Source organism: Streptomyces sp. ICBB 8177 (genome assembly GCF_003144095.1).
Classification (GTDB): domain Bacteria; phylum Actinomycetota; class Actinomycetes; order Streptomycetales; family Streptomycetaceae; genus Streptantibioticus_D.
Window position 1 is genome coordinate 1630412 of the sequence record NZ_NSKH01000018.1, and the last position, 14663, is coordinate 1645074.

Annotated in this window: 16 protein-coding genes; 9 read left to right on the forward strand and 7 right to left on the reverse strand. The window is 73.8% G+C overall.

What is annotated here, in order from left to right; translation table 11 throughout:
* The first annotated feature begins 212 nt into the window (after window positions 1–212).
* Complete coding sequence (moaA, locus tag CK485_RS15815; protein ID WP_109451121.1) at window positions 213–1202, forward strand: GTP 3',8-cyclase MoaA; 990 nt, start codon at window positions 213–215, stop codon at window positions 1200–1202.
* 94 nt (window positions 1203–1296) lie between these two features.
* On the opposite strand, the gene CK485_RS15820 is transcribed toward moaA, so the two are convergent.
* Window positions 1297–1524: a hypothetical protein gene (locus CK485_RS15820; protein WP_109451123.1), complete on the reverse strand. Its 228-nt coding sequence runs from the start codon at window positions 1522–1524 to the stop codon at window positions 1297–1299.
* A 232-nt stretch (window positions 1525–1756) separates the two neighbouring features.
* On the reverse strand, window positions 1757–2125 hold the full coding sequence (locus tag CK485_RS15825) for a DUF3099 domain-containing protein (protein ID WP_109451125.1): 369 nt from the start codon (window positions 2123–2125) through the stop codon (window positions 1757–1759).
* Between the two features lie 215 nt (window positions 2126–2340).
* Here CK485_RS15825 and CK485_RS15830 point away from each other — a divergent pair, with 215 nt between their 5' ends.
* Window positions 2341–2631 (forward strand): GlsB/YeaQ/YmgE family stress response membrane protein, encoded by a 291-nt coding sequence (locus tag CK485_RS15830; RefSeq protein ID WP_109451127.1) that lies wholly within the window; start codon window positions 2341–2343, stop codon window positions 2629–2631.
* Between the two features lie 12 nt (window positions 2632–2643).
* Here the strand turns inward: CK485_RS15830 and CK485_RS15835 are convergent, their stop codons facing one another.
* Both CK485_RS15835 and CK485_RS15840 read right to left on the reverse strand, forming a co-directional pair.
* Window positions 2644–4035 carry a TldD/PmbA family protein gene (locus tag CK485_RS15835; protein ID WP_109451128.1) on the reverse strand — a complete coding sequence of 464 codons (1392 nt, stop codon included), beginning with the start codon at window positions 4033–4035 and terminating at the stop codon, window positions 2644–2646.
* Window positions 4032–5555 carry a TldD/PmbA family protein gene (locus CK485_RS15840; protein ID WP_109451130.1) on the reverse strand — a complete coding sequence of 508 codons (1524 nt, stop codon included), beginning with the start codon at window positions 5553–5555 and terminating at the stop codon, window positions 4032–4034. Before CK485_RS15840 ends, CK485_RS15835 begins: the two co-directional genes overlap by 4 nt.
* Before the next feature lie 235 nt (window positions 5556–5790).
* Here CK485_RS15840 and fabG point away from each other — a divergent pair, with 235 nt between their 5' ends.
* The 3 genes from fabG (at window position 5791) to CK485_RS15855 (ending at window position 8037) form a co-directional block, all read left to right on the forward strand.
* Window positions 5791–6495: a 3-oxoacyl-[acyl-carrier-protein] reductase gene (gene fabG / locus CK485_RS15845; RefSeq protein ID WP_109451132.1), complete on the forward strand. Its 705-nt coding sequence runs from the start codon at window positions 5791–5793 to the stop codon at window positions 6493–6495.
* A 5-nt stretch (window positions 6496–6500) separates the two neighbouring features.
* Window positions 6501–7271, forward strand: a complete 771-nt coding sequence (fabI, locus tag CK485_RS15850; protein ID WP_109451134.1) for an enoyl-ACP reductase FabI — start codon at window positions 6501–6503, stop codon at window positions 7269–7271.
* Window positions 7272–7614: 343 nt separating this feature from the next.
* Window positions 7615–8037: a hypothetical protein gene (locus CK485_RS15855; protein WP_109451136.1), complete on the forward strand. Its 423-nt coding sequence runs from the start codon at window positions 7615–7617 to the stop codon at window positions 8035–8037.
* A gap of 18 nt (window positions 8038–8055) precedes the next feature.
* Here the strand turns inward: CK485_RS15855 and CK485_RS15860 are convergent, their stop codons facing one another.
* Entirely contained in the window at window positions 8056–8727 is a 672-nt protein-coding gene (locus tag CK485_RS15860; protein WP_109451138.1) for an FCD domain-containing protein, read from the reverse strand.
* A 166-nt stretch (window positions 8728–8893) separates the two neighbouring features.
* On the opposite strand from CK485_RS15860, the gene CK485_RS15865 reads away from it, so the two are divergent.
* The 4 genes from CK485_RS15865 (at window position 8894) to CK485_RS15875 (ending at window position 11529) form a co-directional block, all read left to right on the forward strand.
* The gene (locus CK485_RS15865) at window positions 8894–10255 is read left to right on the forward strand and encodes an MFS transporter (protein WP_109451140.1); all 1362 of its coding nucleotides are present in this window, start codon (window positions 8894–8896) and stop codon (window positions 10253–10255) included.
* Between the two features lie 92 nt (window positions 10256–10347).
* Window positions 10348–10470, forward strand: coding sequence for an SGM_5486 family transporter-associated protein (locus CK485_RS30090; RefSeq protein ID WP_275124627.1), 123 nt, complete (start codon window positions 10348–10350; stop codon window positions 10468–10470).
* A gap of 185 nt (window positions 10471–10655) precedes the next feature.
* Window positions 10656–10916, forward strand: coding sequence for a hypothetical protein (locus CK485_RS15870; protein ID WP_241968363.1), 261 nt, complete (start codon window positions 10656–10658; stop codon window positions 10914–10916).
* A 94-nt stretch (window positions 10917–11010) separates the two neighbouring features.
* On the forward strand, window positions 11011–11529 hold the full coding sequence (locus CK485_RS15875; protein ID WP_109451142.1) for a histidine phosphatase family protein: 519 nt from the start codon (window positions 11011–11013) through the stop codon (window positions 11527–11529).
* 78 nt (window positions 11530–11607) lie between these two features.
* Here CK485_RS15875 and serB read toward each other — a convergent pair whose 3' ends face one another.
* Together serB and CK485_RS15885 are read right to left on the reverse strand one after the other, a co-directional pair.
* Window positions 11608–12894: a phosphoserine phosphatase SerB gene (serB, locus tag CK485_RS15880; protein ID WP_241968364.1), complete on the reverse strand. Its 1287-nt coding sequence runs from the start codon at window positions 12892–12894 to the stop codon at window positions 11608–11610.
* Between the two features lie 27 nt (window positions 12895–12921).
* Window positions 12922–14421, reverse strand: a complete 1500-nt coding sequence (locus tag CK485_RS15885) for a streptophobe family protein (protein WP_199239363.1) — start codon at window positions 14419–14421, stop codon at window positions 12922–12924.
* Window positions 14422–14663 lie beyond the last annotated feature (242 nt).

A 14663-nucleotide genomic window follows, 5' to 3' on the forward strand; every position in this document is an offset into this window, starting at 1 on the left:
CGTACAACGATCCGCAAGGCCGCCGGTGTCGCCGTGAGGCCCTCGCGGCGCCGACGGGAAATTGCTTCAACAATCTGTTGTAAAGCGCTGGTCATCGCGTACGCTGCGGGCGTCCGGCCGGGAATGTCCGACCGTGGATCTACGCTGGTTCACGAAGCAGGCCGATCAGGGGTACCGGGCGTATCAGGCGCCCACGAGGGGAGGCGGAGCCCATGTTGCTCGACACGTATGGGCGGGTCGCCACCGATCTGCGGGTCTCGCTCACGGACCGCTGCAACCTGCGCTGCACGTACTGCATGCCGGAAGAGGGCCTGCGATGGCTGGCCAAGCCGGAGCTGCTGACCGATGACGAGATCGTCCGGCTGGTCACCATCGCCGTCACCGGCCTCGGCGTCACCGAGGTGCGCTTCACCGGCGGCGAACCACTGCTGCGGCCGGGGCTCGTCGGCATCGTGCAGCGCTGCGCCGCCCTGCGCCCGCGCCCCTCGATATCGCTGACCACCAACGGCATCGGCCTGGCCCGCACGGCCGACGCGCTGCGCGCCGCCGGGCTCGACCGGGTCAACGTCTCGCTCGACACGCTGCGCCCCGAGGTCTTCCACCGGCTCACCCGCCGCAACCGCCACCACGACGTCATCGCGGGCCTCGACGCCGCCCGCGCGGCCGGGCTCGCCCCGGTGAAGATCAACAGCGTGCTGATGCGCGGCGTCAACGACGACGAGGCCCCCGACCTGCTCGCCTGGGCGCTGGAAAACCGCTACGAGCTGAGGTTCATCGAGCAGATGCCGCTCGACGCCCAGCACGGCTGGCAGCGCGAGGACATGGTGACCGCCGAGGAGATCCTGCGCTCCCTCGGCGAGCGCTTCGCCCTGACCCCGGAGCGGTCCGGGGAACGCGGTTCGGCCCCCGCGGAACGCTGGCTGGTCGACGGTGGCCCCGCCCGGGTCGGCGTCATAGCCTCCGTCACCCGGCCGTTCTGCCGCGCCTGCGACCGCACCCGGCTCACCGCCGACGGGCAGGTCCGCAACTGCCTGTTCGCCCGCGAGGAGAGCGACCTGCGCACCGCGTTGCGCGAGGGCGCGAGCGACGAGGAGATGGTCCGCCTGTGGCAGGCCGCGATGTGGGGCAAGAAGGCCGGCTCCGGACTCGACGACCCGTCATTCCTCCAGCCGCAGCGCCCGATGTCGGCGATCGGCGGCTGACGCGGCGGAGTCGGCGGCGCACTCGGGAATGCCTGTCGGTGCGCACGGCGCGCCGTGCTGACGTGGAATCAGCGGCTCCGCCCGCGTCCGTCCCTCACGCCGGGCTGTCGGAGTGCCAGTCGGCGAGCGGGACGACGTCCTTGAGGAAGCCCCGGACGCCCAGGAACTTCGACAGGTGCTCGCGGTGCTCCTCGCACGCCAGCCACGTCTTGCGGCGCTCGGGCGTGTGCACCTTCGGGTTGTTCCACGCGAGGACCCACACGGCGTCGGCCCGGCAGCCCTTGGCTGAGCAGATCGGCTTCTCGGCGGCGACGGAGTCCATGCCCAGAACCCTACAGGCGGGGCGGTCAGGGGCCGGATCGCGGTGGGAAATGAGACGACGCCGGGCAGCCACGGGGGGAGCCGCCCGGCGTCGGTCCGTCGCTCCGACGGGGGATGCGGAGCGCGTACGAAGTATGTCACGCACCCACCCCACGGCGGCAGCCGAACGACGGTATTGATCTGAGCTTTTCTTGAGCTTTCCCAAAGCGGGCAGGTCAGCGGGGTTCGCCGCCTCAGGCCCGTCCGCCGTCTTCCGCGTCGTACTCCGCCTCGCGTTCCGCCACGTCCCGGGAAGGGCGCGGTTCGCCGCCCTCGAGCAGCCTGCGGGTGGGCGCGGGCACCATCGCCGGAGGCAGCGGTGTGCTGTTCTCCCGCCCGGCGTTGGCGATCACCACCGCGATATACGGCAGGGTCGCGCCGAGGACCAGGGCGATCGCCGCGAACACCACCGCGACGTGCCACAGCAGGATGGCGAGCAGCACGCAGACCGTGCGGATCGACATCGAGATCACATAGCGCCGCTGCCGGCCGCGGACGTCGGCGGTGAGACCCACCCGCGCCCCGGAGATGGGGAACACGCCGGGGTCACTGCGCTTCCACATGACGTTCCACCACCCGCTGATCGATGCCGGAAGCCTCCCCGTCCGGACATCTCACACGGTACGCCGCGGATGCGCAGGCCACGAGACCGGGGTGCGCCCGGCCGGCGGTGTCCGGCCTGCGCCGTACGGCGTACGGCGCAGGCCCGCATGCGGCCCGGCCGAACCGGACCCACACTGGCCGCAAGGGCGCGCGGCGCCGGACGTGAGGAGAGGCCATGGGCTGGTTGTGGGCGATCATCGTCGGGCTGGTGCTGGGGGTGATCGCCAGGGCGATCCTGCCGGGCAGGCAGCCCATCCCGCTGTGGCTGACCACGATCTACGGCATCCTCGGCAGCATCCTGGGCAACGCGGTCGCCACCTGGGCGGGCGTGAACAGCACCAAGGGCATCGACTGGACCCGCCACATCCTCCAACTGGCCGGCGCGGTCCTCATCGTCGCCGTCGGCACCCCGCTCTACCTGTCCATCCGCGGCAACAAGGGCACCGCCAGACGCTCCGCCCGCTGAGCCGTCGTCCGTTCAGACCCCCTGGCTCACCGAACTCATGTTGAAGTCCGGGACGCGCAGGGCCGGAGTCGCGGCGCGGGTGAACCAGTCGCTCCACTCGCGCGGCAGGGTGCGCTCCGTGCGGCCCGCCTCGGTCGCGCGGCCCAGCAGGTCCACCGGGGACTCGTTGAAGCGGAAGTTGTTGACGACGCCGGTCACCTCGCCGTTCTCCACGAGGTAGACGCCGTCCCGGGTCAGGCCGGTCAGCAGCAGCGTCGCCGGGTCCACCTCGCGGATGTACCACAGGCAGGTCAGCAGCAGCCCGCGCTCGGTGCCCGCGACCATCTCCTGGAGCGTCTTCGTGCCGCCCGCGTCCAGGATCAGGTTGTCGTGGGCCGGGGCGACCGGCAGCCCGGTCAGCCCGGCCGAGTGCCGCGTGGTGATCAGGCGGTTGAGCACGCCGTCACGGACCCAGTCGGTGCGCTCCAGCGGCAGCCCGTTGTCGAACGCCGACGCGCTGTCGCCGGAGGAGTGGGCGATGACGAACGGCGCCGCCTGCAGGCCCTCTGCGTGCGGGTCGCTGTAGAGGTCCAACGGAAGGCCGGACAGCTTGTCGCCGATCCGCGTGCCGCCGCCCGGCCGGCTGAACACCGTGCGTCCCTCGGCCGCCTCGCGCGCGGTGGACGACCAGAACTGGTACACCATCATGTCGGCCACCGCGCTGGGCGGCAGCAGCGTCTCGTAGCGCCCCGCGGGCAGCTCCACCTTGCGCTCGGCCCAGCGCAGCCGCTCCGCGAGGTCCCTCTCCAGCGCCCTGGGGTCGACGTCGGCGAAGTCCCGGGTGGCCGCGCCCGCCCACGCCGAGCGGGAGCCGTCCGGCGACTTGGCGTTCAGCTCCAGCGTCCCGGTGGGCTGGTCGTGCCGCAGCCGCAGGCCGGTGGAGCTGCCCAGGTAGCTGGAGACCACCGAGTGGTACGCGAAGCCGTACAGCTCCCGGCCACCCTCGCGGGCCGCGGCGAACGACTCGCCCAGCGCCGGCGCGAACGCCGCGAACACCTCGGAGGACGTCTCGGCCGGCGCCTCGGTGAAGGCGGCCTGCGCCGCCTCGCCCGCCACCAGCGGCTGCGCGTCCTCCGCGGGCCCGGCGTCCCGCGCCGCGTCCTCGGCCAGGCGCACCAGCCCCTCCAGCTCGTCCACGCCGACCGCGGAACGCGACACCACGCCGGACGCGGTGCCCTGCGCGCCGTTCACCGTGGCGATGACGGTGACCGTGCGGTCGCGGGTGACGCCGTTGGTGGTCAGCGCGTTGCGGGCCCAGCGCAGGTTGGCGGTGGATCCCTCGTCGGCGATCACGACACAGCCGTCGGCCCGCGACAACTCCAGGGCGCGCTCGACGATTTCGTGCGCGGGGGTGGAACGACTCATGAACGACCCGCCTCCTGCGTGGTGTTGAGAATGTTGACGCCGCGGAACAACGCCGAGGGGCAGCCGTGGCTGACGGCCGCCACCTGCCCCGGCTGCGCCTTGCCGCAGTTGAAGGCGCCGCCCAGCACATACGTCTGCGGCCCGCCGACCGCCTCCATCGAGCCCCAGAAATCCGTGGTGGTCGCCTGGTAGGCGAAATCCCGCACCTGGCCCGCGAGTTCGCCGTTCTCGATACGGAACGCCCTCTGCGCCGTGAACTGGAAGTTGTAGCGCTGCATGTCGATGGACCAGGAGCGGTCACCGACCAGGTACAGCCCGCGCTCCACCCGGCCGATCAGCTCCTGGGTGGACGGCCCGCCCGGCGCCGGGGCCAGCGAGACGTTCGCCATCCGCTGCACCGGCACGTGCGAGGGGGAGTCCGCGAAGGCGCAGCCGTTGGACCGCTCGAAGCCGCAGCGGCGGGCGATGCGGCGGTCGAGCTGGTAGCCCACCAGCGTGCCGTTCCTGACCAGGTCCCAGGACTGCGCGGCCACGCCCTCGTCGTCGTACCCGACGGTGGCCAGGCCGTGCTCGGCGGTGCGGTCGCCGGTCACGTTCATCACCGGCGAGCCGTAGCGCAACGTGCCCAACTGGTCGAAGGTGGCGAACGAGGTGCCCGCGTAGGCCGCCTCGTAGCCCAGCGCGCGGTCCAGTTCGGTGGCGTGGCCGATCGACTCGTGGATGGTCAGCCACAGGTTCGACGGGTCGACGACCAGGTCGTACGAGCCGGGCTCGACGCTCGGCGCGGCCATCTTCTGCGCCAGCAGCTCGGGGATCTCGGCCAGTTCGCGGTCCCAGTCCCAGCCGGTGCCGGTCAGGTACTCCCAGCCGCGTCCGACCGGCGGCGCGATGGTGCGCATCGAGTCGAAGCCGCCGTCGGCGTCCACCGCGACCGCGGTGAACTCCGGGTGCAGCCTGACGCGCTGCTGGGTCGTGGTGGTCCCGGCGCTGTCCGCGTAGAACTTGTTCTCCTGCACGGTCATCAGCGACGCGTCCGCGTGGCTGACGCCGTCCGCGCCGAGCAGCCGGGAGCTGAACTCGGCCAGCAGCCCGGTCTTCTCCTTGTCCGGTACCTCGAACGGGTTGACCTCGTACGCCGAGACCCACACCCGGTCCGCGTGCACCGGCTCGGCGGCCAGCTCCACCCGGTCGTCCGCCCCGGCCGCCGCGCTCACCTTCGCGGACAGCCTGGCCATCGCCACCGCCTGGCCCGCCACCCGGGCCGCGCCGTCCATCGTCATCTCGACGCCGGAGGCGAAACCCCAGGCGCCGCCGTGCACGACGCGCACCGCGTAGCCGGTGTCGGTCACGTCCGAGGAACCGGAGGGCCTGGCGTCGCGCAGCCGCCAGGACGCGCTGCGCACCCGCTCGAACCGGAAGTCCGCGTGGCTGGCGCCCAGCGCCCTGGCCCGCGCCAGCGCCGCGTCGGCCAGCGCCCTCAGCGGCAGCGCCAGAAACGACTCGTCGATCTCCTGGGGCACGGCGGCCTCCCCTTCTCGCCCGTCACGTATCCACCCGTCGCGTACCGCTCTCGGCGACTGCCCGCAGTGAATCATGCCGCTGCGACATCCGGGGCGGCCTGTGGATTTCTGTAGGGACCCCACAGCGGGTGCCGTGCGCCCCTGTCAGGGGCCGATTCTCCGAAGCGCGGCGCCGCCCGATAGTTTTCCTAACGAGCAGACGTTTGACGCAGTCGACTAACGAAAGGGTGGGCCGTTGAGCCGCTCGGTTCTCGTCACCGGAGGCAATCGGGGCATCGGCCTCGCCATCGCCCGTGCCTTCGCGGACGCGGGGGACAAGGTCGCGATCACCTACCGCTCCGGTGAACCCCCCGCCGGCTTCCTCGCGGTCAGGTGCGACATCACCGACCCCGAGCAGGTGGAGCGGGCGTACAAGGAGATCGAGGAGGCCCAGGGCCCGGTCGAGGTCCTGGTGGCGAACGCGGGCGTCACCCGCGACCAGCTGCTGCTGCGCATGTCGGAGGAGGACTTCACCTCCGTCCTCGAGACCAACCTCACCGGCACCTTCCGGGTCGTCAAGCGGGCCAGCCGCGGCATGCTGCGCGCCCGCAAGGGCCGCATCGTGCTGATCTCCTCGGTCGTGGGGCTGCTGGGCTCGGCCGGGCAGGCCAACTACGCCGCCTCCAAGGCCGGCCTCGTCGGCTTCGCCCGCTCGGTCGCCCGCGAGCTGGGCTCGCGCAACATCACCATCAACGTCGTCGCTCCCGGCTTCGTCGACACCGACATGACGCGCGCGCTCACCGACGAGCAGCGTGACAACATCCTCACCGGCGTCCCGCTCGGCCGCTACGCGCAGCCGGAGGAGGTCGCCGCGTCGGTGCGCTTCCTGTCGTCCGACGAGGCCGCATACATCACCGGAGCCGTCATTCCCGTCGACGGCGGATTGGGCATGGGTCACTGATCAGCATGAGTGGAATCCTCGCAGGCAAGCGCATCCTCGTGACCGGCGTGCTCACCGAGGCGTCGATCGCCTTCCACGCCGCCAAGCTGGCCCAGGAGGAGGGCGCCGAGGTCGTGCTGACCGGCTTCGGCCGCCTCAGCCTCGTCGAGCGCATCGCCAAGCGGCTGCCCAAGCCGGCGCTGGTGATCGAGCTGGACGTCACCAACCCCGAGCACCTGGAAGCGCTGCCCGGCCGGGTCGCCGAGCACCTGGGCGAGGGCGTCGAGCTGGACGGCGTGGTGCACTCCATCGCCTTCGGCCCGGCCGGCGCGTTCGACTTCCTGAACGGCACCTGGGAGGACGTCTCGACCGCCGTGCACGTCTCCGCGTTCTCGCTGAAGGCGCTCACCATGGCGCTCCAGCCGCTGATGCCGCGCGGCGGCTCGGTCGTCGGCCTGACCTTCGACGCGCAGATCGCCTGGCCGAAGTACGACTGGATGGGCGTGGCCAAGGCCGCCCTGGAGTCGACCTCCCGCTACCTCGCCCGCGACCTGGGCGCGCGCAACCTGCGCGTCAACCTGATCTCCGCCGGCCCCATCAAGTCGATGGCCGCCAGGTCCATCCCGGGCTTCGAGGAGCTGGCCGACGTGTGGAACCACCGTGCGCCCATCGGCTGGGACCTGGCCGACCCGGAGCCCGCCGGCCGCGGTGTGGTGGCCCTGCTGTCCGACTGGTTCCCGAAGACCACCGGCGAGATCGTCCACGTCGACGGCGGCGTGCACATGATGGGCGCCTGAGCGTCTCTCCCCGCGACACGCCCCCTGCCCGTCAGGGGGAGCCTCGCCCCCGGCCCCGGTTCCGCCCTCACGGCGGGCCGGGGCCGCGGCGTGTGCGCGCGAACCGCTCTCCCCCGGTTGGCGGATCAGACCGGGCGGTGGGGACGGCGTGCCGGGCACCATGGCACCAGGGGGCGGCACGCCCGCCGGTCCGCAACTGATCTTCCCGGGGCGGCACTTGCGCGAAGCGTGGAAGGAACGCGGAACGAACGCTCCGAGCGGACGGCGGACGGGCGGGCCGGTACGGCAGAGCCCGGATCGCGTCAGGACGAGTCAGGACGACTCCCGAACGAGGAGGTCCGCCATGCGCCCGTGCACCGGTCACCCCACCCCGTGGTACGGCAGGGCCGCGGTGCTCCTCGTCGCGCTGGCCGCGGGCCTGGCCGCCCCCGCCGCGCGGGCCACGGAACCGCCCGAGACCGCTGGACTCGCCGCCCCGGCCGGATCGGCGATCGCGTACGCCCCCGGCCGCGCCCCGGCGCACACCCCCGCGGTCCCCGCGCCGGCGCTGCCGCAGTGCTTCACCGCCGTGCGTGGCAGTGAGGTGGTCGCCGACTGCCAGAACCCGGACCCGGACACCGCTCACGTCGAGCTGCACATAGCGTGCCGCCGCTGGTGGGACCCGGCGACCGACACCGCGCCCACCGCCGTGGGCCCGGCGCAGACGGTCACCCTCACCGGCCGCTGCTGGAAGGAGATCCGCGCGGTCTGGACGACGGTGCGCTGACCCCGCAAGGGAGCGGGGTCAGCGGGTGCGCCCGCAACCCCGCACGTACGCCGTCGCCTCGGCGCCCGCCCGCTCCACGTCGCCCGCGCGGATCGCCTCGACCAGCCCGGAGTGGTCCACGTACTGCTCGGGCCTGAGCACCTCGCCCACGTCGGCGCGCAGGATCGCCCGCAGCACCTCGCCGAGGTCCGCGTACATCTCCTTGAGCGCGTCGTTGTGCGCGGTGGCGACCACCGCGAGGTGCAGCGTGGCGTCCGCGTCCACGAAGGCGGCCGCGTCCCCCGACTCCCAGGCCCGCTCACGCCGCTGGAGCACCGCGTCCAGCTGGCGCAGGTCGCGCTCGGTGCGGCGGCGGGCGGCCAGCCGGGCGGCGGAGGCCTCCAGCACGCTGCGCAGCTCGGCGACGTGCCCGGGATCGGTGTCGGCGAACCGGCGGTGCATCACCCCCGCCAGCTCACTGGTGGCGGCCACGTAGGTGCCCGAACCCTGCCGGATGTCGAGCAGGCCGTTGTGGGCGAGGGCCCGGACCGCCTCCCGCACGGTGTTGCGGGCCACTCCGAGCCGTTCGACCAGCTCGGGCTCGGTCGGGATGCGCGACCCCACCGGCCACTCGCCCGACGTGATCTGGGCCCGCAGCTGGGCGATCACCTGGTCCGCGAGCGCGGAGCGCCGGGGGGAGGTCAGGGGCATGGGGTCGCTCGCTCTCGTGCGCGGGTGGTCAGCGGTGGGCCGGGCGGACGCGGGGACGCGGGGTGGCCGGGGCCGGGGCCGGGGCCGGGGTCAATTCTGGCGGAGGCGGTCCGCCGGTCGCGACGGGACTGGACAATGATTCATCCCATGATTCTATGATGGGCGCATGCGAGATGACGAGGCCATCCTGAGCGAAGACCGGATCGCGCCGCCGAGCGGCACCGAAGCGGTCGGCTTCGAGGTGCTCGGCGCCGAAGCCGGTGGCGCCCAAGCGGTTGGCGCCGAAGCCGCTGGTGCGGGAGCCGCCGGCGCAGAACCCGGGAAGCTGCCCGCATGGACGCGGCGCCTGGTCGTCGTCGGCCTGATCGCCGCCGCGCTCAACCTGCGCCCCGCGGTCACCAGCCTCGGGCCGCTGCTGGAGGAGGTCCGCGACGGCCTCGGCATGAGTGGCACGGTGGCGGGGCTGCTGACGTCGATGCCGATGCTCTGCTTCGGGGTGTTCGGGGCGACCGCGCCCCGGCTGGCCCGGCGCCACGGACCCGGGGCGGTGGTGTGCGCGGGGATGGCGGCGATCACGGCGGGCCTGCTGCTGCGGCCCTTCGCGGGCGGCACCGCGCTCTTCCTCGCCGCCAGCGCCCTCGCGCTCGCCGGGATAGCGCTGACCAACGTGCTGATGCCGGTGATCGTCAAGCGCTACTTCCCCCACCGCGTCGGCGCGATGACCGGCCTGTACTCGATGGCGCTGTCCGTGGGCACCGCGCTGGCCGCCGCCGTCACCGTCCCGCTGACGCACGCCGCGGGCGACGACTGGCGCCTCGGCCTGGGCGCCTGGGCCGCGCTGGGCGCGCTCGGCGTCCTGCCGTGGCTCGCCCTGGTGCGCGACCGGTCCCGCGCGGACGCCCCCACGGCGTCCGGCGCCCTCGCCCCGGACCACGCGAACGCCTTCGCGCTGCGCATCACCCGCAGCCGTACCGCCTGGGCCCTGACCGTCTTCTTCGGCCTCCAGGCCACCGGCGCGTACATCGTGATGGGCTGGCTGCCGCAGATCTTCCGGGACGCCGGAGTGTCCGCCGGTACCGCGGGCGTGCTGCTCGCGGTGACGATGGCGATGAGCGTGCCGCTGTCCTTCGCCCTGCCCGCGATCGCCGGGCGGATGCGTCACCAGGGCGGACTGGTCCTCGTGCTGGGCGCGTTCGGACTCGCGGGCTACGCGGGGCTGTGGCTGGCGCCCGCCGCGCTGCCGCTGCTGTGGGCCGTGCTGCTCGGGGTCGCCAACTCCAGCTTCCCGCTGGCGCTCACCATGATCGGGATGCGGTCGCGCAGCGGCCACGGCGTGGTCCGGCTGTCCGCCTTCGCGCAGAGCACCGGCTATCTGCTGTCCATCCCGGGCCCCATCCTGGTCGGCGCCCTCTACCAGCACACCGGCGGCTGGCGGCTGCCCATCGCGCTGATGGCGGCGCTGCTCGTGCCGCAGATGGCGGCGGGCCTGCTCGCCGGCCGGGCCCGCCACGTCGAGGACGAGGCCTGACCGCACGGGTCCACCGGCCGTACGGGGCCAGGCCGTCGGCGCGCCCGGGGGGTCGGTAGGAGGGCCTCAGGGACGAGTGCGACACTGGCGCCATGCCAGTCCTCGAACCGAACCCCCCGCAGCCGCAGAAGAAGCTCCTCCTGGTCTTCGGCCTGATGCTGGGCGTGCCCGCGCTCGTCGCCGTGATCGCCACCATCGGCTCCCACTTCGGCTGACCCCCCCGACCGGGCAGGGGTGGGGACAGCCCCACCCCCCTTAGGGGGTCAGGCTCAGGGTCAACTGGGTGGCTCGCCTGATGGGTTGGGCCGCGCCGGATCCGTAGCGTCTTCGGTATGCCGCACGGTGCACGCCGACCGCGGCGCACGACGCAGCGGTGACGCGAACCCGGAGGCGATTTCCCATGGCAGCCCACAGCCACATCCTGTCCGCGGCGGGGGAGGGCCCTCGCTCCGCGCGCCGGACGGCGACCGGGGCCCCGGCCGTGCGCCCGGCCCGGCTGCCGTGGTGGGCGGTCGTGGCGCCGGTGATCGCCTTCGCGGCGCTGCTCGCCGTGGTCGCCACCCCGGCGCACGCCGACACCGCGGCGACCGTCCAGCCGCTGACCGACCTGCTCCGCCACGCACGCGACATCCTGCCGCAGGCCCTCGCGAACCTGCTGTGACGCCGCAGCCACGGCCGCCCGCGGCGGCGCCCCGCCACAGTGGGACCCCCGCGCAGCCCGCGCCCGGCGGCCATTTTTCTGCAAAGCTGATGGGATGAGCGACGCAACGCCCCGAAGGATCGTTTTGCTGCGGCACGCCAAGGCCGACTGGCCCTCGGTGCCCGACCTGGAGCGGCCGCTCGCCGACCGCGGGCGCCACGACGCGCCCGGCGCCGGCCGGTGGCTCGCCGGGAGCGGCATCGTTCCCGACCTCACCCTCTGCTCCCCGGCCGTGCGGACCCGGGAGACCTGGAAGCTCGCCGCCCACGAACTGCCGCAGCGCCCCAGGACCGTCTACGAGGAGCGGCTGTACGAGGCCACCCTCGGCGATCTGCTGGCCCTGCTCAACGAGACCCCCGACGAGGTGGCCGACCTGCTTCTGGTCGGCCACAACCCGGGCATCCACGCGCTCGCCGACGCCCTGTCCGGGAAGGCCGACGGCGACCTGCTGTCACGGATGAACCGCGGCGGCTTCCCCACGAGCGCGGTGGCCGTCGTGACGTTCTCCGGCTCGTGGAAGACCGTCGAGCACGGCGTCGGCACCCTCACCGCGTACTGGGCCCCGCACGACTGACCGCCCACGGCAGGACGCGGCCCCCGCCGAGCGCCGGCGGGGGCCGCGTCGCGTTCCGGACCGCCGAGGCCCCGAGGGCTACGACTCGACGTGCAGGTCGGCCGCCTCGACCTCCTCGCGGGTGATCCCCAGCAGGTACAGCACGGTGTCGAGGAACGGCACGTTCACCGCGGTGTCCGCCGCCTCGCGGACCACCGGCTTGGCGTTGAACGCCACGCCGAGCCCGGCCGCGTTGAGCATGTCCAGGTCGTTGGCGCCGTCGCCGATCGCCACCGTCTGCGCCAGCGGCACCCCGGCCTGCGCGGCGAACCTGCGCAGCAACCGCGCCTTGCCCGCCCGGTCCACCACGTCCCCGGTGACCCGGCCGGTCAGGCGGCCGTCGACGATCTCCAGGGTGTTGGCGGCGGCGAAGTCCAGGCCGAGGCGTTCCTTCAGGTCGTCGGTTACCTGCGTGAAGCCGCCGGAGACGATGCCGACCTGGTAGCCGAGCAGCTTGAGGGTCCGGATCAGCGTGCGGGCGCCGGGCGTCAGCCGCACCTCGGAGCGGACCTTGTCCACCACCGACGCGTCCAGCCCGGCCAGCAGCGCCACCCGCGCGTGCAGCGACTGCTCGAAGTCCAGCTCCCCGCGCATCGCCGCCGCCGTCACCTCGGCGACCTGCGCCTCGCAGTCGGCGTGCGCGGCGAACAGCTCGATGACCTCGTCCTGGATGACGGTGGAGTCCACGTCCATCACCACCAGCCGCTGCGCCCTGCGGTGCAGCCCGGACGCCACCACCGCCACGTCCACACCGCGCTGCGCCGCCTCGATGGCCAGCGCCGTGCGCAGCGCCTCGGTCGGCGCGCCCGAGACCGTCAACTCCACGGCCGTCACCGGGTACTTCGCGAGCCGGAAGATACGGTCGATGTTGCCGCCGACCTCGGTGACCCGGGCCGCTATGGCGGCGGTCGACTCCGCGGTCAGCGGGTGCCCGAGCACGGTGACGTGCGAACGGCCGGTGCCACGCGGCCGGTTGTCGCCGGTACCGGAGATGATCTCCGCCTGCATCCGCATCGACTCGGCCCAGCTGTGCACCGTGGCGCGCAGTTCCCCCTCGGTGCCGGGGGCGCCCGCGGGAGCGGTGACCAGCGCGCACAGCACGATGCGGCCACGGGTGACCACCTGCTCGATGTCGACGACGTCCACGCCGTACGCGGCGAGGGTGTCGAAGAGCCCGGCCGTGATGCCGGGACGGTCCTTGCCGAAGATCTTGACCAGGAGGGTGGGACCGGCATCCCGCGCCGTGCCCTGGCCGGCGGGGGCCGGGGCGCCGGAGGCCGCCGGAGTGGCAGGGGCAGGAAGCTGCTGCTGCGATGCGTCGTCCATGGTGTCCCTTACGGTATCCGCCTGCGCTCACGCCCCGCCGCGCCGTCCCGCATGCCGGGCAGCCGGGTCCCCGCCCGGCCGCGCGCGACGCACCGGCTCCGTCCCGAGCGCGGCCAGGGGCGCCGCCCGGCTGCCGGCCGCCCCGGCGCCGTGCGCCAGCAGCGCGCCGACCGCGCCCGCCACGGCGCCCCACCCGGCGCCCAGCAGCAGCGCCCACGCGGGGTTGCCGTGCAGCCGCACGCTCGAGCCCACCGCGTCGAAGCCGAAGACGGACAGGTCGGCGTCGAGGGACAGACCGGTGATCCACACCAGCAGCGCCAGCGCCACGCCCGACGCGACGGCCAGCCGCACGGCGCACCGGCCCGCGTACCCGCACCGCGACGCCCCGCCGACCGGGGTACGGGCCGCCGCCAGCACCCCCGCCGCCAGCATCATCACGGCGGCGGCCGCCGTCAGCAGCCACACCCGCCCGTCGTACCGCGCCAGCTCCGGCATGGTGATCGCGCGCCCGGAGTTCGCGCCGCGCAGCACGTCGTCCAGCGGGTGCGGCAGCAGCAGCGCCAAGGGACCGGTCGCCGCGCCGTGCCAGGACACGAAGAGCCCCAGTGCGGCACCCAGCCACACCCCGTTCGGCGCCCCCGCCAGCGCGCCGCCCACCACCCGGCCCGGGTGGTCGTCGGTGAACGCCGAGTACAGCGCCACCAGCAGCCCGGCGCACACCGCCATCACCAGCACCGACCGCATCGCGGAGGCCGCCGGGCGCACCGTGCGGTGCAGCGCCGCCCAGCCGCGCGGCAGCGGCCCGTACCGCGACGACAGCAGCGCGATCGCCAGCACAAGCACGACCCACACCACGCCGCCGCCCATCGACGCGCCGGTGTCCACCCGGAACCCGACCGTGCCGTGGTCCCGGGCGAGCGTGCCGAGCCCCTTCAGCAGCCCGCTGCCGAACGACCCCAGGTCCCCGAGGTCGCCGATGCCGGGGAAGCCCCCGTTGATCGAGCCGCCGCGCCCCGTGCCGGCGCCCCGGAGCGAGACGGTGTCGTGCCCGGCCCAGCCGAGACCGGCGAGCGCGGCGAGGAAGAGGACCACCACGGCCAGCGCCCGCACCGAAAGCTCCGCGAGCCCGACCTCCGGGCCGGCGCGGCGCAGCGACCACAGGAACACCCAGGCCAGCAGCAGTGCCCCGGTGAGCCCCACACCCAGCGGCAGCACGTCGATGGTCCCGGTGGCCTGCGCGCCGCTGATGCCGAAGACCGACACGTCACCGGAGGGGCTGACCCTGCCGCCGACCGCCATCGTCACCAGCGCGGCGGTCATCGGCCCCAGCGAGCCCGCGGTGTCCGCGCCGAGCAGGTGCAGCGCGAGCGCGGCCACCACCGCCATGCCCAGGTACGCCCAGCCGACGGCGGCCAGCGCGGTCAGCAGCGCGCCGCCCCACGGCACGCGGTGCGCGCCACCGCCCGCGGGCGGGTGCGTCCCTTCGCGCCGGCCGCCGCCGGGGCCGGGCGTGGCGCTGCTGGTCATGGCCGCCTTCCGCCGAGAATCCGCCCGGGAATCATCCCTTTCGTCCACTCTCCGGGGCGGCCGGTGACCCGGCAACGCGAGACCGCCCGCCCGGGCGCGGCGGGTGGCCCCGCGACACGTCGCGGCGACGCGTTACGAAGGCGGTACGAAGCCGGTACGGGGGTGGGCCGGAGGCGACTTTCCGTCATGTGTGCGGGCCTGGAATAGTGCCTCTTCGATGTTCGACATCCCTAGACTCCCCA